Consider the following 22,862-nt stretch of genomic DNA (forward strand, 5'->3'; position numbering starts at 1 on the left):
TGTGACATTTTTGTTAAGAATAAGTTTCGATATGATGAAGAGTGAAGCGATGCCTGGAAGTCATCAGGCTAATCAGCTATTTGTCGTATTGTGACGCGCTTCGTTTTTGTCTTTGCTTACAGCTATCCTCTGGTCTTGGGAAAGCCGCAATGAGCAAGAACATTATTTTTTGTGCCGATGGCACATGGAGCGCTCCCGGTGTAGTACAAAATGCAGATGATGAAGCTGTAGCTAGCAATGTTTATCAGTTATTTATTGATTTGAAAGGGAATGTCGACCAGCAAAGTTTGCTGTTAGCCAATGAGCAAGAAAAGGTCTTCACCGACAGCAGCGGTAAAGTGGTGCAGGTTGCCAAGTACATTCACGGGATGGGCGATCCGCACAATGGCCTGGTGAAGCGGCTGGCGGGGGCATTTGGCGCAGAGTTGATCGTGCCGATCATTCGCGGATACACCTTTATTAGCCGTCACTGGCAGGCGGGAGATCGCATCTATCTGGTGGGGTTTAGCCACGGGGCTTATACCGCGCGGGTGCTGGCGGAGATGATCATTGATCGGGGCTTATTAAGCCGTGAAAAGCTGCATTTAAACCTGCGCAATAAAGATGAAGCATGGCGGTTTGGCGCGTCCGTGTGGGCGCAATATCTCGCTCATGCGCCGGACATGAGCCCGAGCCTGCTGGGAAGTGTGGTACGCGAGCTGCCGGGTTTTTTTTGCGACAGCGTCGATCCCACCTGTATTACGCGCCCGGCTTCCATCGAAGCGGTGGCGGTCTGGGAAACGGTAGGTCAGATGGGGATCCCCAGATATTTCAATGATAAGCGATATAACATTTTCCGCTTCAACAATACCGAACTGCATTCACGGGTGAAATACGGGCTGCAGGCCATCGCGATTGATGAGCAGCGCGTCGATCTGGCTCCGGTGCTGTGGGATAACCGGGATCGCATTCTGCAGGTGATGTTTCCGGGGATCCACCATGACGTGGGCGGCGGGTATAACGGCGTGGACGACGATCGCAGTTTGTCGAATGGGGCGTATTTGTGGATGCATGATGCGCTCGACGATCTGGGGATTAATCTTGCGCCGAGCGGCGTAGTGGCGGATCCGCTCGGGCCGCTGCATTGCGACTGGTATCCGCCAACGCGTTATTTGCGCATTATGCCCAGGCTGCTTCCGCCCCCGGTTAATTCATCCATGATGGTTCATCACTCGGTCATCGAGCGGCTTAGCGGGGGAGCGGCGCTGCTTCAGCAGTCCCCGATTAACGGCGAGTGGGTGGCGGGATCTTATGACCCGAGGTCATTGCAGGATTATCTGAACGGGCAACGCGCGATCCCCATAAACTGGGCTATTGCGCGATAACGGGTGGGAAGGCTACCGTCTTTTGGGCCGGACGGTAGCAACCCAATCCTGGTTACATCGGTTTTTCGACATTTACCATCCAGGGGATGCCGTATTTGTCAGTCAGCATACCAAAGCCTTTTGCCCAAAACGTTTCGCCCCAGGGCATGGTGATGTCGCCCCCTTCGGCAAGGCTTTCAAACCATCGTTTCCCTTCGTCGAGGTCTTTGCTGGCAAGGCTCAGTGAATAGCCGGTGTGTTTCACTTTATCGGCGCACATATTGCCGTCGCTCATCATTACTTCACCGTCACCGATGCGGACATTGGCGTGCATGATTTTATCGTCTGGCCAGTTAAAACCGCTGCCGCAACCTTCGGGTGCGTTATCGGCTTCCTCCTTTGGCATTTCGCCAAAAGTCATTTTAAACAGCAGTTCAGCACCGATGGCTTGTTGATAAAACGCTATTGCTTCTTCGCAGGTGCCGTCAAAAAAGATGTAGGGACTAACAGACATTTTTTTATCCTCGAATGCGGAGTGCATAAGAAGTTTAGTCGTGGGGAGTGGGGCAAGCCAGGCGGGGGAGGGAGGGATTTTTCCAGGGGTAAATGATTGCCTCTGACCCCCTCCCAGCCTCCCCCTTGCCAGGGGGAGAAGTAATTAACTCCCTCCCCTGGTAAGGGGAGGGCTGGGGTGGGGTCAGAAATAACGATATTAATTCTTTTTCACAAACTCAGACTTCAACTTCATCGGCCCAAAACCATCAATTTTACAATCAATGTTATGGTCGCCTTCTACCAGGCGGATACCCTTAACTTTGGTACCAATCTTCAGCATAGAAGAGCTGCCTTTAACCTTCAGATCTTTAACAACGGTCACGTTGTCGCCGTCCGCCAGCAGGTTACCGTTAGCATCTTTAACAATCAGTTGGTCGCCGTCTTGTGCCGGTTCTGCATCGTTCCATTCATGCGCGCATTCCGGGCAGATAAACATACCGTTGTCTTCGTAGGTGTACTCAGAATTGCATTTTGGGCAATGAGGGAGTGTCATCGTAATATCCTCAAAAATAGCGAGTTAACGCCAAAAGTGGCGCAATTATACATTAAAACCTAACTTTTGTGGGGATGATTGCTGTTGCACCTTGTGCCATCAGGGGTGGCGAGGTGGAAGTATTGATATTTTGTTTCTTTATTCGATTGCTAAATTCGGGATGAAAATACAGAATTAGATTATTGAAATGCGCTACTGTCTCTGAATCCGGCTATATGGCTGGAGACGTTTCATATGAAAAAAATAATCCTGAATATCATATTTTTTAAATAAGTGATTTCCGCACGTAATTATAATTACCGGTATTGCACTGCCACATAAAAATATAAATTTCTAAAAATCCGGATAATTTGATTTAAGTAAGGATTTTTTATGCACACACAAGCAATATTTGAGTTAAGTCAGGAAGCGGAGCGGTTGTTACAGTTATCTCTGCAAAATCTGAATGTCCTAAAAACAACGTCTTTCACGGCACAGCAGGACGTTAATTATTTTACGCAATTCCAGAACAGTTCGGCTGCTCCTTCTAAGTTTTGCCCGCGCAGCATTCAGGCGCAGCAGGCTTTGTTGCAAAATGAGCTACGTAAAATCACCCAGCACGAGATGGTGCTGGCGATTGTCGGCACGGTAAAAGCGGGCAAATCTACCACCATTAACGCCATTATTGGCACGGAAGTCTTGCCGAACCGTAATCGCCCGATGACGGCATTGCCGACGCTTATTCGCCACACGGCGGGTCAGCGTGAACCGGTGCTGCATTTTCCCTATGTTCAGCCGATTGAAAAATTAATGAATACGTTGCAACAGCGTTTGCAACAAACGGACAGGGAAACACTGACAAAACATCTGGAAATAGACAGAGATATGTCGGGGTTATTAACGCGTATTACCGAAGGTAAATCTTTTGATAAACATTATCTTGGTGCTCAACCTATTTTTCAGTGCCTGAAAAGTTTGAATGATTTAGTCCGTTTATCAAAAGCACTGGATGTCGCTTTTCCTTTTAAAGCCTATGCCGCAATTGAACATGTTCCGGTAATTGAAGTGGAGTTTGTGCATCTGGCAGGAATCAATGACGGCCACGGGCAACTGACATTATTAGATACGCCGGGGCCGAACGAGGCCGGGCAGCCGCATCTGCAAAAAATGCTTCAGGAACAGTTGGCGCAGGCTTCTGCAGTACTGGCGATACTGGATTATACCCAGTTGAAGTCCGTTTCTGACGAAGACGTGCGAAAAGCGATATTAGGCACCGGATCGTCCGTTCCGCTCTACGCCCTGGTGAATAAGTTCGATCAAAAAGACAGAAATGGTGATGACGAAGAACAGGTGAAGGCGCTGATTTCCGGCACGCTTATGAAAGGTACGATTGAGCCGAGCCATGTATTCCCGGTGTCATCCATGTGGGGCTATCTGGCAAACCGCGCCCGCCATGAATTGGCACTGCATGGCAAATTGCCGGAGCCCAGTGAACAGCGCTGGGTGCAGGATTTTGCCGATATTGCGCTAGGCCGCCGTTGGCACCGTGACGATTTGGCAGATAAAGACGCATTGTGTAAGGCAGCGGAACTGCTTTGGGAAGATTCACAGTTCGCCGCCCCCATTAAAACGGTGCTTCATGCGGCGCATGCCCACGCCTCGATGTACGCCCTGCGTTCTGCCTGCCAGAAGCTCCTCAATTACACCCAGGGCGTAGAGGATTACCTGAATTTTCGCTGTCAGGGTTTGCATATCGCCAGCCAGCAGTTGCAGCAAAATATCGCTGCACTTGAAGGTGATATGAATCTGGCGGCAGCAAGCCAGGAGTCGGCAAACACCGTTGCGCGTAATAGCGTTAAGCAAGCCATTGCCGCGATGGGGGATTTTATCAGCCGTTATGAGCAACAAATTAACACCCACATTGAGGACTATTTTCTGCACGCGACGGTGCCTGAGAAACTCACTCGCCAGGGAATGTCGTTCGGGAACCCTCGCGGTGTCGATTTCGATACGCGCAATGAAACGCTCGCTTTTGATGACGAACCCTCGGCGCAAATTGCCCTGCATCGCATCCGCGCCTCATGCGAAATTATTCTCACCGCCGCGCAGGAGAAAATGACCGAGGAGCTCACTCACCTTTTCAGTTATCTGGAAATTGAGCTGGCGGAAACCCTGCGTAAAGCCTTAAAGCCGATTGAAACCCGCGTCGCGCAAGGGCTGACGCAGGCGGGGTTTCGCACCAACATCAGCCTGCCGGTGTTTCACGTCGGCCTATTAAACTTCAATGCGAATCAGGCCTTTAATGAGCTTATTGAAGAGCACGATATTCCGGTGGCGCAGTTACGGCGTCCGGCTGGCATGCGCGGAACGGTGGCCCGCTGGCTTAACAGCGATGAGTGGGGGTGGGAGGGTTACACGGTGATGCAAAGTCGCTATGTGATTTCTTTGCCGGACGTGCAAAACAAGCTGCGCCAGCACGTGGCGGATTTTCTGTTGCAGCTCAATCAAACCATGGCGGCGCAAATCGACATTTCAGTGAGCGAGGGGATGGCGGCCTTTTTTGCCGAGTTCTCCCAGGCGCTGGAAGCGATACGCCTGAATCTGCAACAAAGCCTGTTGGCTCGCCAGCAAAATGAAGAAGCAGTGACGGCTTTGCGCCAACAGCTTCAGCAGTGCGTACGCACCACGCGCTACATCCACGAAGACACCCGCCTGCTGCGGGATGATATTCAGACGCTTTTTACGGTAGAACAGCAATGAGCAGTGTATTACCAGGAACTCAAACTCGCGCTTTGGAATGTGTGGCGGAAAAATTTGTTGTCGATTTTGCCCGCAACAGCGGCGTCATGCGTGAACCGTGGCGCAGCCAGCAAAGCAAAGCGTATTACCAACGGCTGACCGATGAATTTATCGGCCAGAGCCAGCTACAAAAATGGGCGCTGGATGAAGCCCTTCTCGAAACCCCGGAAATCGTGCTGGCGATGCTCGGGCAGCTTTGTCAGCGCGTGGCGAAAAAACACCGCGCTATGGCAAAAGTTTATGAGAGCGTTTCAGCTATGGCGGCTGCTTCCGCCCGGGTCACGCATGATTCGGTGGAAATTCGCCAGCAACTGCAAAAGATTCAGCAGCAGCTTGCGCTGCGCGTCGGCAAACTGGAAACGCAATTGCAGGGAACCGATCTCACCCATTTGGGGATTGTGCACTGCGAGCAGGTTTTTGCGCGCTGGCAGGCCGGGCACTATGTGACGTTTTCCCCCGCCGGGCGCTGTTACGTCGCCTTGCAGGAGCTGTTCTGGGGTGCGTTTGGCGATGCGTTACGTTTCGGCAATGCGTTACAGGCCACGGAACTGGTCGAGCAGGCGCGCGCCCTGGCAATCAGCCAGCTAGCGCATGATGTCAACGCGTCCGTGCGTACGCGGCACTACTACTACGAGTGGCTGATGTTCCCTTCAACGCCGGACATGATGGAAAGTAAAGAGGCGCTGGCATGGCTGGGTGACGATTGCGACGGCGATCGGCAGCCGGTGAGCTTTGCGACGACTCAGACGCACCAGGGCGTTTCGCTCGGTATGCCGCGCATTTGCTCTGCAATGCGTTTGGGAAGTGCGATGGTCGATGAAATATTTATTTAAGCGTTACTACAATATAAATAGGTTGAGGTGTTTCTCGTAAAGTTGCCTCATATATCTTGAATATTATTAATGGGTGTGATGTCATTCGGCGCAATATAAATTTTCATTAAATAATATGTCGGCATGTAAATAATTACTGCTGACATATTCATCCATAGAATGGAACTTGTGTCTGCCATCAAATTACCCGTTTTTTCAGGGCTGGCGTTTATTCTGTCAGCCGCGCTATTTCCGGTGTTAGCGGCTCCTTTAAGCCCAGCCGACCGCAATGTTATTACGCAAGAGCAGCAAGAGTTATTACTTAAAAACCAACAGCAGCGTGACGAGCTACAGCGTAGCCTGACGCCTGTTGCACCCAGCCAACCCGCCCCAGCCAGCACCGCAGGCCCGTGTTTTAATATTCACCATGTTTATATTAATGGGGCGACGCTTATTACCCATAATAAGAGAAAAGAATTCGAATTAAGCTACGCCAATCAGTGTGTCGGTATGGATAAGATCAATCAGTTAATTAATGAAATATCGGATTGGTATATTCAGCAAGGTTATATAACCAGCCGGGCATTTATTACCGAGCAGGATTTGTCCCACGGCGAATTACAGATTGCGGTGCTTGAGGGGCGGCTGGAAAAAATTCACCTCGAAGGGGCATCGTCCCGCCAGCTTAAAATGGCGTTTCCGGGGCTTGAAGGCGGCATTCTTAACCTGCGCGACATCGAGCAGGGCATGGAGCAAATCAACCGGGTGCGCAGCCAGCCGGTGCAAATTGAAATTCTACCCAGCCAAAAGCCGGGCTACTCGGTCGTGAACCTTACGGCCACGCCAGAATTTCCCCTTAGCGCTTCAGTAAATTTCGATAACAGCGGTCAGAAAAGCACCGGCACCGGACAATTCAGCGGCTCACTCACGGGCAACAATCTGCTGGGGCTGGCAGACAGATGGCTGGTCAGCGGCGGGCGCAGCAGCGATTTTTCCTCGTCACACGACGCGCAAAACTTCCAGGCCGCCGTAAGCGTGCCCTACGGCTACAGCCTGTTTGATTACAGCTATAGCTGGAGCAATTACCTCAGCACTATCAAGAACAATGGTTTTAACTGGGCCTCAACCGGCGACAGCGTGACTCACCGTTTAACGGCTTCCCACGTCCTGTTCCGCAACGGCGACATTAAAACCGGCGCGTCAGTCGGCCTGACTCACCAGATCAGCAACAACTACCTCAACGATGCGAAGCTCGACAGCAGCAGCCGCAAACTCAGCAGCCTGCTGTTTGGCATCAATCACACGCAAAAAATCCTCGGCGGTATCGCCACGTTTAACCCGATGTTCAGCCACGGCGTGCCTTGGCTGGGGGCCGAAGACGACCACGGCAAAAACAGCTCACTGCCCAAAGCCGAATTTAAGAAGTGGAGTGGCAACGGCAGCTTCCAGCTCCCGGTCACTCAAGACATGTGGTGGCTAACCAGCGTGTATGGGCAGTGGTCACCGGACAGGCTCTACGGCAGCGAACGCCTGACCATCGGGGGTGAAAGCTCGGTACGCGGCTTCAAAGAGCAGTATCTCTCCGGCGACAACGGCGGCTACTGGCGCAACGAACTCAATTACACCCTGTTCACCCTGCCGTTTATCGGCCAGGTCAGCAGCGTTGTGGCGCTGGACGGCGGCTGGCTGCAAAAGGATGGCAAAGATCCGTGGGCCTCCGGCACCTTGTGGGGCGCGGCGGTGGGGCTGTCCAGCGCCAACCGCTATTACTCCAGCCAGTTTACCGTTGGCACGCCCGTGAAATATCCGGACTGGCTGGCACCTGACCACGTCAGCCTCTATTACCGCATCGCATTTGTGATTTAAGGGAAATGATTATGGAAAATCAACAACCGCCGGTTCACTTCGTCAAGCGCCAGCTCAGCTATCTCATCTGCATTCTGCTGGCCGGGCAGCCGGTCTTTCCGGCGTTTGCGGCACCCACGCCGGCGAACAACGCGACGCAGATGGATCAGGCCGGGAACGGCGTGCCGGTGGTGAACATCGCCACGCCGAACGGGGCGGGGATTTCCCATAACCAGTTCCAGGATTACAACGTTGGAAAAGAGGGGATAATCCTCAACAACGCCACCGGGCAGCTTAACCCGACGCAGCTTGGGGGGCTGATTCAGAACAACCCTAACCTGAAAGCAGGCCAGGAAGCGCGCGCCATCATCAACGAAGTGACGGGTGCAAACCGCTCACAGCTTCAGGGCTACACCGAAGTGGCGGGCAAAGCGGCGAACGTGATGGTCGCCAACCCCTACGGTATCACCTGTAACGGCTGCGGTTTTATCAACACCCCGAATGCGACGCTCACCACCGGCAAACCGGTGTTTGATGCGAGCGGCAATCTGCAACAACTGGACGTCACCAAAGGCAGCATCACCCTTGAAGGCCAGGGGCTGGACGGCAGCCAGACGGACGCGCTGTCGATTATTTCCCGCGCCACCGAAATTAACGCCGGTATTCATGCCAAAGATTTGAAAGTGATTGCCGGTGCCAACCGCGTCGGCGCTGACGGGCGTGTGACGGCGATAGCCGGAGAAGGTGCTGCCCCGGTTATCGCCGTGGATACCGGGGCACTCGGCTGCATGTATGCCAATCGTATTCACCTGGTTTCCAGCGACAAAGGCGTGGGCGTCAATCTCGGCAACCTGAACGCGCGGCAGGGGGATATCACGCTTGATGCGAACGGCAAACTGACGGTCAAAAATAGCCTCGCCAGCGGAAATTTAACCGCAAAAGGAGACAGTATTGCGCTCAGCGGCGAGCATAAGGCGGGCGGTGCGTTGTCTGTTTCTGGCGTGCGCGAAATTTCCATCAATGACGCCCAGCTTGCCAGCGATAGTGATATTTCCCTTAACAGCCAGGGCCAGATCAGCGTGGCGAACGGCAGTTTGACCGCCGCGAAAAACCTTTCGCTAGCTGCTCGTGATCTGGCTGTGGATCAGGCCAGCCGGGGCGATGCAGCACAAAATATTACCGCCACGCTAAGCGGAACCGGCACCACGCAAGGTCACTTCACCGCCGGGCAAAATCTGTCAGTGACGGGTAAAACGCTGACCAACAGCGGGCAACTGGCGGCAAACGGTGATGCGCAGATATCCCTCGACACCCTGACCAACAGCGGCACCCTGCAGACCGGCGGCCAGCTTGCGATTAATGCGAAACAGGCGGAGCTGAATGGCACGCAGGCGGCAAAAGGCGCGCTAAATATTTGGGCCGATTCACTCACCCACGGCGGTAAAAGCAACGCGGCAGCTATCACGCTGACGGGCAACCAGATCGCCAACTCCGGCATTCTGGTTGCACCAGCGCTTACGATTAATAGCGCCGCATTGACCAACAGCGGGTTACTTCAGGGAAACCAGGCGCTAAATCTCAGCGCCGACAGGCTGGATAACCGCTTTGGGGGCACGATCTACAGCGAACAAAATCTGGCGCTGAATATCCCTACGCTCATCAACGCCGGGCTGATTTCCAGCGACCGCGATCTCTTCCTCGGCGGGAACAGCCTGACCAACAGCGGTGAAATCAACGCCGCTAATCTTACGAGCCAAACCGCTACGCTCACCAACCAGGTCGGTGGCCTGCTGCTGGCCGACGAGCAGATGACGATCGGCGGGCAAACGCTGGATAACGCTGGGCAACTGGCGGCAAACCTACTGACGATCAATACCGACACCTTCGCTAACCGCAGTGTGATGCAGGGCGACGGCGGACTTGCCGTCACGGCGAAAAGCCTCGTAAGCCAGGGGCAAATGCTCAGTGGTGCAGAGCTGACCCTCAACGCTGACAGCCTGAACACCAGCGGGCTGATACAGGGCAAAACGCTTAACCTTGCCAGCGGCGAATGGATCAACACCGGCAATGTGCTGAGTGAACAGAACGCCACGATTAACGTGCGCCATAACCTGAGCAACCAGGGGAAAATCCTCGGTCAGCAGGGGGTGAAACTCACGGCGGGTGCGCTGGAGAACCGTGGCTGGCTGGCGGCAACCGTCGTCACTTTTCAGGGCGATCTCATCAACAGCGGCCTGATTCAGGGCAGCGATAGCCTGGTGCTCACGGGTAACAGCCTGAACAACCAGGAAACGGGTCAGTGGCTCACCGGCGGGGAGATGGCGCTTTCGGGTCAGACGCTGGCTAATCAGGGCGTAATCCAGGGAAATTCCCTGCAACTGAATACCGGGCAGTGGTCCAACAGCGGCAAAACCCAGGCGCTGGATGCCCTGACCGCCCACATCAGCGGCGCGTTCACCAACAGCGGCGCGGTATTAAGCCAGAACCAACTGACTCTGAACGCGGCAGATATCACTAACTCCGGCAGCCTGGCGGCCCAGGCGCTAAGCCTGATAACCGCCTCTCTGAACAACGACGGGCGCTTGCAGGGCAATACCTCTCTTGCGCTGGATGCCAGCAGCATCTCTAACCTCAGCCACGGGCAAATCGTTAGCGGCGGGGCGCTCAATCTCTCCCCTGGTAGCCTGGATAACACGGGCTTATTGCAGGTCAACGACGACTTCATCTTGAACGGGGAGCAGTTCTCCAACCGCGGGACGATTCTGGCGAATAACCTGCTATTTAATCTCAATGGCGCATTGACCAATGAACAAGAAGGCCAGCTCCTGGCGCGGCAGAATGCCTCGTTCACCAGCGGAACGCTGAATAACAGCGGGGTGCTGTACAGCCAGAGCTCGGTTGCCCTCCATGCCAATACTCTCAGCAACAGCGGCAAAATGATGGCGGATGACCTGACGCTTGAGGCGAATACGTTCACCAACAGCGGGCTGTGGCAGGGCATTAGCAACCTCAGTGCGACGGGCGAGGTGCTGAATATTTCAGCCACCGGACGTGTGCTGAGCGGAGGGGCGCTAAACCTGAATGCCGGGCAACTGACTACGGCGGGCACGGTGCAGGGCGGGCAGGCGAGCGTTACCGCGGATAGTTGGCAAAACAGCGGCTCGCTGCTTGGCACCGATAGCGTGAACGTTAACGTTTCCGGCGAGCTTTCTAACACCGGTGACCTGTTAAGCCAGGGAAAAACGCAGATTGATGCGCAGACGCTGACAAACAGCGGCTCGTTGCTCAGCGAAGGCAACATGGTGCTTACCAGCGCAACGCTGGATAACCGGGGTGCGCTACAGGGTAAAAACCTGGGGCTGCGCGGGGATAAAATCACCAATACCGGCACGATGATTGGGCTGGATTCCCTGACCCTGGAAAGCCGTTTGCTGATGGCCGCCCCACTGCTGGAACTGGTGAACGGCGGGCAGATACTGACGGGCGGAACACTCGCGGTTAACGGTGGCAGCCTCACAAACAGCGGCACCTGGCAGGGGCAAAATATCCTATTGAGTGCGCAGCAGCTACAAAATAGCGGCGCGATTCAGAGTGCGGATGCGCTGACGCTCACTCTTTCTGACAGGCTGAACTCAGATAGCAACAGCAAAATCACCGCCAACGGCAACGCGACACTTCAGGCGTTAAGCCTGACCAACGGCGGGCAGTGGCTGGCAAAAAATCTTACGCTAAAAGGTGATTCGCTAAATAACGCAGGTGACATAAGCGGCGTGGACGGGCTGACCGTGACGCTTACCGGAGCTTTCACTCAGCAGGCAGATAAAACCCTGCTCACCGCCGGAAAACTCACGCTTGATGCGGCCTCGGTGGATAACCAGGGGCGTATTCAGGCGGGCGATTTGACGGTTAATACCGGGCAGTTGGTTAACGGCGGGCGCTTACAGGGGGCGAACGCGCTGGCGCTAAATCTGACGGGGCGGCTAACTAACAGCGCCACGGGCAGCATCATCAGCCAGCAATCTCTGAACATCACCACGCCGGAGTTGTTCAACTACGGCCTGATTCAGAGCGGCACCTCGGCGCGTATCAACGCCGCACAATCTGCCCGTAACGAGGGCAGAACCCTTGCCGGGGGCGAACTCGTCTTTAACACCGCATCGCTTATCAACAACGGCTGGTTACAGGCGGGCCAATTAACGCTGAACGCCGCCACGGCGGTTAACGGCGGGACGCTGCTGGCGGAACAGCAGGGAACCTTTACCGGCAACAGCCTGACCAACAGCGGCACTGCGCAGGGTAACAATCTTGCGCTGAACTACCAGCAACTGACCAACGCAGGCACGGTGCTGGGGACATCCAGCCTGAATATCAGTGCCGGGCAGGTCAATCTCCAGGCCGCAGGCAAGCTGTTCAGCGGCGGCAATTTGCTGCTTACCAGCACCGGCTTCGACCAGCTCGGCCAGGTGGTGGCGCTGGGCGATTTAACCCTGAAGCTGACCCACGCCTTTACGGGCCAAAACGTGCTGGCAGCGGGTAACACGTTGAATGTTATCAGTGACGGTGCTGTCACCAACCAGAGCGTGATGCAGGGCCAGGCGGTGAACCTGACGGCAGGCGGCGCGCTGACCAACAACGGGCAAATCACCACTGGCAACGGCAGCAGCACACTTTCTGGCAGCAGCATCTCCATGAACGCCGCTGGTACCTTGCAGGCGGGCGGCGACGTGGCGCTCAACAGCCGTAGCAATATCACCGTAAATGGATTTACCGGTACCGCCGGCAGCCTGACGCTGAATGCCGTCGGGAATATTATGAACACCGCGCTGCTGTACGCCGGGAATAATATGTCCCTGTTAGCCAACAGCATCCGAAATAACCGCGGCGATATTCTGGCGGGTAATAATCTATGGATGCAGCGTGACGCGGCGGGAAATGCCAATGCGGAAGTGGTGAATACCTCCGGAAATATTGAGACGGTTAACGGCGATATCACAATTAAGACCGGGCATTTATTGAATGAGCGGGATGGGTTGGAGGTTACGCAAACTGAAAGCAGTCTGCCGCAATATTCATGGGTAACAGATATTGAAGCTCAAATACCGCTAAGTTACTTCAAAGCAGGTGAATACGGATATGTAATAAACAGCTGGGAATCAGGAGGCGGTAGCCCTGGTCACGGTGCAGCCCCAACAACGCACTATAGTTCGACACCTGTTCCATACCTTAATCAACAAGTTAAGGAATTTTCTACTGGGATATCGACAGTCACTGTGATGGCTAATGGTGGAGCTGCTCGTATTTCTGCGGGGCATGATATCGATCTGTATGCCGGGCATTTAGATAATCAAGCCAGTCTTCTTTTAGCGAATAATAATGTCACGCTTTCTGGCAATTATCTGAATAATCAGTCGTGGTTTTCTGGCAGTGAAATCCGCTACCAGACGTATCAGTATGGGTTTGGGTTAGACGAAGTGCCCATAGTGGAATCTACAGTTTCAAAAGGGGATATTACATCTAAATACATCGTTTATAGCGCCACAGGAGAAGCGCGTTATGAACGTGGCGAAGGTGAAATTTACCGCTCCGTAATCCAGGCGGGCGGTAACGTCGTTGCTAACTTTACCAACGACATCAGCAACACCACCACTACCGCAAACACCGGGGGCATCACTCCGACGATCGCTGCCCCAACCCTCAACACTCTGAGCAATCAGACCATTGATAGTGCGGTGCAAAAACAAAACCTTGCGGGTAACGACAGCGTCGCTATCAACTCTCCGGAGTGGAACGACCAACTCCAGAACGCGTTGCAGCAAATTAATGGCGGCAGCGGGCTGGACACGTCAGGCTCGCAGCTCAGTGGGCTGGATAATGCCAACCTCGGCGACGCCACAGCACTGAATAACGCCTCCGCGCAGGGCAGCAGCCTGAATACGTACCAGCCCCACGGCGTGGATACCAGCGCGTACCCGCTCCCTTCCGGGCAGAACGGCTATTTCGTCACCTCCACCGACCCGAACAGCCCGTACCTCATCACCACCAACCCCAAACTTGATGGCCTGGGCAAACTCGATCAAAGCCTGTTTGGTGATTTGTATGCGCTGATGGGTATGACGCCGGGCGAGGCTCCGCGTGAAACTAACGCCACCTACACCGACCAGAATAAATTCCTCGGCTCGTCGTACTTCCTTGAGCGCCTGAACCTGCACCCGGAATATGACTACCGCTTCCTCGGCGATGCGGCTTTCGACACCCGCTACGTCAGCAATTTCATTCTTAATCAGACCGGCAGCCGCTATATCAACGGCATCGGCTCGGATCTGGCGCAGATGCAGTACCTGATGGATAACGCGGCGAATGCCCAGCGCTCGCTGGGGCTTCAGTTTGGTATTGCCCTGACCCACGCGCAGATTGCGGCCCTCGACCAGAGCATCCTGTGGTGGGAAGCGGCGACGGTGAACGGCCAGACGGTGATGATCCCCAAAGTGTACCTGTCGGCAAAAGACGTGACGGTTAACAATGGCAGCGTAATTTCCGGCAATAACGTGCAGCTTGCGGGCGGCAACATCACCAACAGCGGCAGCACCATCGCGGCGCAAAATGGCCTGAGCATCGATAGCGCCAACAGCATCAGCAACCTCAACGCCGGGCTGATGCAGGCGGGCGGTGACCTGCAACTGAGCGCACTGGGCGATATCAACAACATCGGCTCGCAGATCGCGGGCAAAACCGTGGCACTGGAAAGCCTCGACGGCAATATCAACAACATCACGCTCACCGAGCAGTGGCAGGCGGGCGGCACCGGAAAATGGGGCCAGTCGGTCAGCTTCACCGACACGCTGAGCGGGCCGACGGCGGGTATTGTGGCGCTGGACTCCCTGAGCTTGTTCGCGGGCAACGACATCAATATCACCGATGCGAACGTGGCGGCGGGCGGTGACCTGGTGATGCAGGCGTGGGGTGATATCGCCATAACGGCGAACCAGATAACCGACGCGGACAGCCAGTCTGGCTTCCGGGGCAAAGACGCAACCAGCAGCAGTTCGGTGACGTACAACGGCAGCACGATATCGGCAGGCGGCAGTATCGGCATGCAGGCGGGCAATGACCTGACGGTTGAAGCAAGCCAGGTGAGTGCGGGAGAAAACGCGCTGCTGATTGCGGGCAACGATCTGAACCTGAACGCGGCTGAAACCCGCGAATCTTCCGGAAAAGGCAAAAGAGAAACCCACAGTACCGACAACGCCCGGAGCACTATCACGGCAGGCGACGACCTGACGCTGGTCGCAGGCCGGGATATCAACAGCCACGCGGCGGGCCTTGCGGCAGAAGGCGATGTGGCGATGCAGGCCGGGCGTGATGTGAACCTGCTGGCCGAAGAAACCACCGAAGGCGACAGCTACCGCGCGAAGAAAAAGGTCGAAATCAACGAATCGGTGCGCCAGGACAGCACGGAAATCGCCAGTGGCGGGGAGGCGACAATTGTGGCCGGGCGCGATGTGAACTCTGCGGCGGCACAGGTGACGGCGAACGGTGACATTGGGATTGCGGCAGGGCGCGACATCAACCTCTCCACTGCGACCGAGAGCGATTACCACTTCAAGGAAGAGACGAAGACTAAAAGCGGGTTCCTGAACAAAACCACGACGCACACGATTGAGGAGGACAGCGCGACCCGGGAAGCGGGCACGCTGCTGAGTGGCGATAATGTGACGCTGGCTGCCGGAAATAATCTTCTGGTGGAAGGCTCCGCGGTGGTGGGCGACGGGGATGTGTCGCTGAATGCGGGCAATAATATCGACATTATTGCGGCGACAGATACCGACTCAACCTACCGTTTTAAAGAGCAGAAAAAGAGTGGGCTGATGGGCAATGGTGGTATTGGCGTCACCATCGGTACGAATAAATCCCGCTATGAGATGAACGATGAGGGCACCACCCAGAGTCAGAGCTTCAGCACCATCGGGTCAACGGGCGGGGATGTCACCCTTAACGCGGGCGGGCAGGCGCACATTGGCGGCGCCGATATTATCGCTGGCAAAGATCTGAGCATCACGGGCGACAGTGTGCTGATTGAGCCGGGGCGTGACCGGCGCACGCACGATGAATCTTTCGAGCAGAAGAGCAGCGGGCTGACGATAGCGTTGTCCGGGGCGGCAGGCAGTGCGGTGAACGGCGCGGTTACTGCGGCGCAGTCAGCGAATGAAGAGAGCGACGACCGGCTGGCGGCCCTGAAAATTGCCCAGGCGGCGATGAACGGCGTGCAGGCAGACCAGGCGATGCAACTGGCAGAAGCGGGTGGGGAGAATGGCTCGACCGCGTTTGGCATCAGCGCCTCCATCGGGTCGCAGTCGTCCAAATCCAGCTCGCACAGCGAGCAGAACACGGCGACCGGTAGCACCTTAACCGCCGGAGATCACGTCTCAATAACCGCAACAGGCGGAGATATCACCGCCATTGGCAGCCAGATCAAGGCCGGGCTGGATGTGACGCTGGATGCGGCAAATGACATCAACCTGATTTCCTCGCAGAACACGCAACTGCTGGAAGGGGATAACGAAAGCCACGGCGGGTCGCTGGGCATCGGGATTGGTGTTGGTAACGGCGGGGCCGGGATCAATATCTCGGCCAGCGGCAACAGCTCGAGAGGCAACGAGTCCGGCAACGGCACCACGCAGAACGAAACCACGATAGATGCGGGCAACCGTGTGACTATCCACAGCGGGGACGACACCACGATTGCCGGTGCGCAGGTGAGCGGTAACAGCGTGGTGGCGGATATCGGCGGCGACCTGACCATCAGCAGCCTGCAGGACAGCGACCGTTACGACAGCAGCCAGAACAGCATCAGCGGCGGGGCGAGCTTCTCGTTCGGCACCATGACGGGGTCGGGAGGCATCAGTTTCAGTAAAGACAAGATGCACTCGGACTATGACAGCGTAATCGAGCAGAGCGGGATATTTGCCGGAGACGGCGGGTTCGACATCACGGTGGGCGGGCATACGCAGCTTGATGGCGGGGTGATAGCCAGCACGGGAACTGCCGATAAAAACAGCCTGGATACCGGCACGCTGGGGTTCAGTGATATCGGCAATAAGGCCGAGTACGACGTCAGCCACTCAGGGGCGGGTATCAGCACGGGCGGGAGCGTAGCGGAGAACTTTATCGGCAATATGGCGAACGGCCTGCCGGTCGTCGCGGGTGGAGGCGGGAGCGCGGAAGGGACGACGAAAGCCGCCATCAGCGCAGGCAGCATCACTATCAGGGATACAGAGAACAAGCAGCAGGACGTGGCAGACCTGAGCCGGGATGTGGAGCACGCGAACGGCAGCATCAGCCCGATATTCGACAAGGAGAAAGAGCAGAAGCGGCTGGAAATCGCGCAGAGCATCGGTGAAGTTGGCAGCCAGGCGATGGATATTGCGAGGACCGAAGGGCAAATCCAGGCAATAACTGCGGGTAAAGCGGAGCTTGAGGCGAAGGGGAAAAAAGCGCCTGCAAAAGATGCGCCGCAGAACGAATGGGCTGAGTACAACAAGGCGCTGACCGAAACGACCGGCTACAGGGATGCGCAGAAAAAATGGGGTACAGGGAGCGATATCCAGCAGGGGCTTCAGGCCGCGACGGCGGCACTGCAGGGGCTGGCAGGTGGTGATATTGCTGCTGCGATAGCCGGTGGCGCGGCACCGTATCTGGCGGAGCAAATTCATAACCTCAATCTGGATGAGGGCAGTCGTGCGGTCGCGCATGTGATATTGGGTGGGGTAATGGCAGAGTTGCAGAGTAAATCAGCGGCAGCGGGCGCGGCAGGAGCAGTAACGGGCGAGCTGATAGCGCAGCAGCTTTATCCAGGCAGAAAGCCGGAAGAGCTGACGGAGCAGGAGAAGCAGAAGGTGGTGGCGCTCTCGACGTTGGCAGCAGGGCTTGCAGGTGGACTGGTGGGTGACAGTACTGCGAGTGCTATTGCGGGGGCACAGGAGGGTAAGAACTCGGTATCTAATAACCTGTTTGGAGGTAATGAGGAAAGCCAGGCAGCCTTCATCCGTCAGCATGGTATTGATATGGCGACCTGTGAAATAGCACCTTCTTCGGCAAGCTGCCAGAAGGCACAGAATGAGGCGAGTGCAGTGGCAGGCGCAATGGCAACAGCGGGGCTGGTTTATTTGCCGGGTGGCATGCAGGTGACTGCGGGAATAGGTGGCACAGCGAACGCGGGGATCCAATACGCGATTAACGGAACAGTTAACCCGACGGATGTGCTGATAGCAACCTACGTTGGTGCGTTTACAGCAAATACAGGCTTTATTGGTACTGTTGGCTGGAATGCGGCTGGCGGTGCGACATCAAATTACCTGAAAGGGGATGATCCGCTGACGGGAGCAGGCTGGGGGGCTGCGGGTTCTGCGGTTGGTTATGGAATAGGTAATAAGATTGTTTTACCTGCTCTGGACAAAGTATTTAATCCAGCTTGGAAAAATTACGCATGGGTTGATATGGGTATGGGGATTAGCAAACCTTTACCACTATCTCCTGTTCCGGGAATGGCGGGTACTGCAACATCTTCATTTGCAACAGAAAGCACGGGGCAAGGAGTTCCCAAGTCTATAGACGAGCTAAATAAAGGTAGCAAGTGATGAAAATAAGCTTGCTCCGCTGGGCTCTCACGGCTTTGATCTTGGTCATAGCGATGACGATATGTACGCTTATCATCACTTCATTGAAGTATCTGATTTTATATTTTAAAACAGGCGTATTTAATGACTCGTTAGTTCAGATACTGTACCTCAGTATGAAAATCGGCTTATTTACTGGCGTATTAATAACTATCGGTATTTGGATCATGTACCGCTTTAATATTCGATAGTGAGTTGAATCCCGGCCAAGTTGCCGGGATTTTTTATCTGTCACTTAACCGTCAAATCCACTTACCCGCAGGCAGTTTTTTAGCCGTGATCACCTCGATAAACTCAAGGATCTGCTGTTGCTTGCGTGCCGAAAGTTTGGGGATCTTCCGCAGTGTCTGCATAATCTCCGGCTCTGGCGGCGGTGGGGGTAACGGCTCTTCGGCGGTCAGCACCAGACAACCAGGCATCATACGCACCTTCAGCGGTGTACCCGTCTTAAACCCCGCATCTTCCAGCCCGCTTCCTTTAAGGGTGATGGAAGTTACTTTGTTGTGTGTCTTCCAGTCGATGATGAATTTTATTACTCGTTACGATAGTCACTAATGTTTATTTAATTGCCAGGCGATAACCTGTCGTTGTTGCAGATCCTGAATCACGGCAGGGCGGTAGCATTTCTTATCTCTTTCGCACCGATCCAAAGTTCAACTTCCTGGGCGACGTTGCTGTCAATAACCGAAACAGGTGGAGATATCACCGCCATTGGCAGCCAGATTAAGGCCGGGCTGGATGTGACGCTGGATGCGGCGAACGATATCAACCTGATTTCCTCGCAGAACACGCAACTGCTGGAAGGGGATAACGAAAGCCACGGCGGGTCGCTGGGTGTCGGGATTGGTGTTGGTAACGGCGGTGCCGGGATCAATATCTCCGCCAGCGGCAACAGCTCAAGAGGCAACGAGTCCGGCAACGGCACCACGCAGAATGAAACCACGATAGATGCGGGCAACCGCGTGACTATCCACAGCGGGGACGACACCACGATTGCCGGTGCGCAGGTGAGCGGTAACAGCGTGGTGGCGGATATCGGCGGCGACCTGACCATCAGCAGCCTGCAGGACAGTGATTATTACGACAGCAGGCAGGACAGCATCAGCGGCGGGGCCAGTTTCTCGTTTGGCACCATGACGGGGTCGGGAGGCATCAGTTTCAGTAAAGACAAGATGCACTCGGACTATGACAGCGTAATCGAGCAGAGCGGGATATTTGCCGGAGACGGTGGTTTTGATATCACAGTGGGCGGTCATACGCAGCTTGATGGCGGGGTGATAGCCAGCACGGGAACGGCTGATAAAAACAGCCTGGATACCGGCACGCTGGGGTTCAGCGATATCGGCAATAAGGCGGAGTACGACGTCAGCCACTCAGGGGCGGGTATCAGCACGGGCGGGAGCATTGCGGAGAACTTTATCGGCAATATGGCGAACGGCCTGCCGGTCGTCGCGGGTGGAGACGGGAGCGCGGAAGGGACGACGAAAGCGGCCATAAGCGCAGGCAGCATCACTATCAGGGATACAGAAAACCAGCAGCAGGACGTGGCAGACCTGAGCCGGGATGTGGAGCACGCGAACGGCAGCATCAGCCCGATATTCGACAAGGAGAAAGAGCAGAAGCGGCTGGAGATCGCGCAGAGCATCGGTGAAGTTGGCAGCCAGGCGATGGATATTGTCCGGACCCGGGGCGATATCAAAGGGCTGGAAGCGGCGAAGGATAAACATCCGGGTATGAACGCAGATGAACTGCGCAAGACGCCGGAATATCAGGCTGAAATGAAGAAGTTCGGCACCGGTAGCGATATCCAGCAGGGGCTTCAGGCCGCGACGGCGGCACTGCAGGGGCTGGCAGGTGGTGATATTGCTGCTGCGATAGCCGGTGGCGCGGCACCGTATCTGGCGGAGCAGATCAAGAAACAGGTCGGTGAAGATAACATCGTTGCGAACACCATCGCTCACGCTGTTCTGGGCGGTGTGGTGGCAGAACTTCAGGGCCGCGACGCGGGAGCCGGTGCAGCAGGAGCGGCCACGGGTGAACTTATTGCGCGGCAGCTTTACCCTGGCGTGAAGCGTGAAGACCTGACGGAAGAGCAGAAGCAGAATATCTCCGCGCTGTCGACGATGGCTGCAGCCCTGGCAGGCGGGCTGGTCGGGGATGATACCGCGGGAACGATTGCGGGCGCACAGGCTGGCAGGAATGCGGTTGAGAATAACTCGCTGAATGGATGTACTCCGACAACTTGTGCCAACGGGGTAGATATCCTTCATGACGGTGGGAGTGTTATTGGTAACTCCGGAGGTGCAGCAGGTGGTGTTGCGGGAGCGGGTATCGGTGCAATAATTGCAGAGATGTTCGGCGATGATGACACAGAAGCCCAAAGTCAGCCGAATGCAGGGAAAGATCTGACAGATGCAGATAAGGCTGAACTGGGTGGAACGGGGTCTGGAACTGGAACGCCTCCACCACCAGAAAATGATCCTAAACAGCAGAATGAAAAACCTGTAGAAAAACTTAATCAGAAGCAAGAAAGTTCTATCAAGAAGATTGATAACACTATAAAAAATGCACTGAAGGATCATGATATAACAGGAACTCTCAAAGATATGGATGGTAATCCGGTACCTAAAGAGAATGGTGGATATTGGGATCATATGCAGGAAATGCAGAATACGCTCAGAGGATTAAGAAATAATGCGGATACGTTGAAAAACGTGAATAACCCTGAAGCTCAAGCTGCATATGGTAGGGCAACCGACGCCATTAATAAAATAGAATCAGCTTTGAAAGGGCATGGGATATGAGTACTTTTCGTAAATTGATAGGAAATATCAACGTAGCAAAGGAATCAAGTCAACAATCTCCGCTTGAACTATGGTTCGAGCGCGTCATCGATATACCAATCGAAGAGTTAGCTGTCGAAGATGTTTGCCGTGCTCTTCGACAGGAACTATGTGTTGATCACTTGATGCCGAGAGTGTTGGATATTCTGACTGAGGATCCGCTGGCTGGAGAGTATTATGATGGTGAACTCATAGCTGCTTTATCGACAATAAAAAGAGAGGACCTAAAAGATCACATAAGTATCTTTATCCAAATAAAGCAGCTTATAAATCAGCTAGGTTCTTCAGATATTAATGATGAATTAAATAAAGACATATTAAAAATCAATAAAATAGTAAGATAAAAGTATCCCGGCCCAAGTCGCCGGGATTTTTTTATCTGTCACTTAACCCTCAAATCCACTTCCCCACAGCCGGTTTTTAAGCCGTGATCATCTCCATAAACTCAAGGATCTGCTGCTGCTTGCGACCTGAAAGCTTACAGATCTTCCTCAGTATAATGGATGGCGCTATCGCTATTTTTCTGTATTAACGGATAATGGCCGATTCTGAAACGACAGTTTATTTTTGGTAGGGGAAGGGGCGTGAGCAATAACGTTTCGCTGTTTACTAATAAGAAATTTGCCTGGATGGGCGCCGCATTTTGTTGCCTGTTATGGGGAAGTGCCTATCCGGCAATTAAAAACGGTTATGAAATTTTTCAGATAGCCACGGATGACCTTCCGGGAAAAATAGTTTTTGCGGGTTATCGCTTTATTATTGCGGGCCTGCTGCTGCTGGCGTTTGCCCTTTTACAAGGTAAACCGATTGCTCGCTTATCGCGCCAGCAATATTCCCAACTGGCGGTATTGGGCGTGACGCAAACCGCGCTGCAATACATCTTCTTTTATATTGGCCTGGCTTACACCACGGGTGTGAAAGGCTCGATTATGAATGCCACCGGGACCTTTTTTAGCGTCTTGCTGGCGCACTTTATCTACCAAAACGACAAGCTCAGTATCAACAAAGTGATCGGTTGTGCGCTGGGTTTTGCCGGTGTGATGGTGGTGAACTTCAACAGCCAGTTGATGGACTTTAGCTTTAGCTGGATGGGCGATGGCTTTGTAGTGCTGGCGGCGTTTATTCTCTCTGCTGCGTCGCTTTACGGGAAACGCATTTCGCAAACCATAGACCCGACGATTATGACCGGCTGGCAACTTGCCATCGGCGGCGTGGTGCTGACGGTTGGCGGTTATGCCAGCGGCGGCACGTTGGCGTTTCATGGCTGGGAATCGGTGGCGATTCTCGGTTATCTGGCGCTGCTCTCTTCCGTGGCGTTTGCGCTCTGGAGCCTGCTGCTAAAACATAACCGCGTGGGGATGATTGCCCCGTTTAACTTCCTTATCCCGGTTTCGGGCGCGGTGCTGTCGGCCATCTTCTTGCAAGAGAGCATTCTTGAGTGGCGTTATGCCCTGGCGCTGGTGCTGGTGTGCTTTGGTATCTGGCGGGTTAACGTTATTCGCAGATAGTTTACAAAATCG

General features: G+C 54.5%; 10 protein-coding genes and 1 pseudogene. 8 read left to right on the plus strand and 3 right to left on the minus strand.

The annotated features are described in order from the left end of the window. The first annotated feature begins 149 nt into the window (after positions 1–149). Positions 150–1,364: a phospholipase effector Tle1 domain-containing protein gene (locus tag AB1E22_RS11260; RefSeq protein WP_367595409.1), complete on the plus strand. Its 1,215-nt coding sequence runs from the start codon at positions 150–152 to the stop codon at positions 1,362–1,364. 52 nt (positions 1,365–1,416) lie between these two features. Here the strand turns inward: AB1E22_RS11260 and yjdN are convergent, their stop codons facing one another. Next, a complete protein-coding gene (yjdN, locus tag AB1E22_RS11265) occupies positions 1,417–1,857 on the minus strand; it encodes a VOC family metalloprotein YjdN (RefSeq protein WP_367595410.1) in 441 nt (146 codons plus the stop codon). Positions 1,858–2,055: 198 nt separating this feature from the next. Continuing rightward, positions 2,056–2,391 carry a zinc ribbon domain-containing protein YjdM gene (locus AB1E22_RS11270; protein ID WP_367595412.1) on the minus strand — a complete coding sequence of 112 codons (336 nt, stop codon included), beginning with the start codon at positions 2,389–2,391 and terminating at the stop codon, positions 2,056–2,058. Between the two features lie 372 nt (positions 2,392–2,763). Here AB1E22_RS11270 and AB1E22_RS11275 point away from each other — a divergent pair, with 372 nt between their 5' ends. From AB1E22_RS11275 to AB1E22_RS11290, 4 genes are all read left to right on the plus strand, one after another. Continuing rightward, positions 2,764–5,130, plus strand: a complete 2,367-nt coding sequence (locus AB1E22_RS11275; RefSeq protein WP_367595413.1) for a dynamin family protein — start codon at positions 2,764–2,766, stop codon at positions 5,128–5,130. After that, the gene (locus tag AB1E22_RS11280; protein WP_367595414.1) at positions 5,127–6,002 is read left to right on the plus strand and encodes a diguanylate cyclase regulator RdcB family protein; all 876 of its coding nucleotides are present in this window, start codon (positions 5,127–5,129) and stop codon (positions 6,000–6,002) included. Before AB1E22_RS11275 ends, AB1E22_RS11280 begins: the two co-directional genes overlap by 4 nt. 177 nt (positions 6,003–6,179) lie before the next feature. Further along, positions 6,180–7,847 carry a ShlB/FhaC/HecB family hemolysin secretion/activation protein gene (locus AB1E22_RS11285; protein ID WP_437178413.1) on the plus strand — a complete coding sequence of 556 codons (1,668 nt, stop codon included), beginning with the start codon at positions 6,180–6,182 and terminating at the stop codon, positions 7,845–7,847. Between the two features lie 11 nt (positions 7,848–7,858). Further along, positions 7,859–18,460: a hemagglutinin repeat-containing protein gene (locus AB1E22_RS11290; RefSeq protein WP_367595416.1), complete on the plus strand. Its 10,602-nt coding sequence runs from the start codon at positions 7,859–7,861 to the stop codon at positions 18,458–18,460. Positions 18,461–18,741: 281 nt separating this feature from the next. Here the strand turns inward: AB1E22_RS11290 and AB1E22_RS21815 are convergent, their stop codons facing one another. Beyond that, the gene (locus tag AB1E22_RS21815) at positions 18,742–19,032 is read right to left on the minus strand and encodes a SymE family type I addiction module toxin (RefSeq protein ID WP_437178414.1); all 291 of its coding nucleotides are present in this window, start codon (positions 19,030–19,032) and stop codon (positions 18,742–18,744) included. A gap of 141 nt (positions 19,033–19,173) precedes the next feature. On the opposite strand from AB1E22_RS21815, the pseudogene AB1E22_RS11305 reads away from it, so the two are divergent. The 3 genes and pseudogenes from AB1E22_RS11305 to AB1E22_RS11315 form a co-directional block, all read left to right on the plus strand. Beyond that, positions 19,174–21,303: pseudogene (locus AB1E22_RS11305) on the plus strand (hemagglutinin repeat-containing protein); the annotation flags it as partial. Beyond that, positions 21,300–21,686: a contact-dependent growth inhibition system immunity protein gene (locus AB1E22_RS11310; RefSeq protein ID WP_367595418.1), complete on the plus strand. Its 387-nt coding sequence runs from the start codon at positions 21,300–21,302 to the stop codon at positions 21,684–21,686. The pseudogene AB1E22_RS11305 and the gene AB1E22_RS11310, both read left to right, overlap by 4 nt. A gap of 285 nt (positions 21,687–21,971) precedes the next feature. Further along, positions 21,972–22,850 (plus strand): DMT family transporter, encoded by an 879-nt coding sequence (locus tag AB1E22_RS11315; protein ID WP_367597365.1) that lies wholly within the window; start codon positions 21,972–21,974, stop codon positions 22,848–22,850. Positions 22,851–22,862: the final 12 nt, after the last annotated feature.

The organism is Buttiauxella gaviniae (assembly GCF_040786275.1).
Lineage (GTDB): Bacteria > Pseudomonadota > Gammaproteobacteria > Enterobacterales > Enterobacteriaceae > Buttiauxella > Buttiauxella gaviniae_A.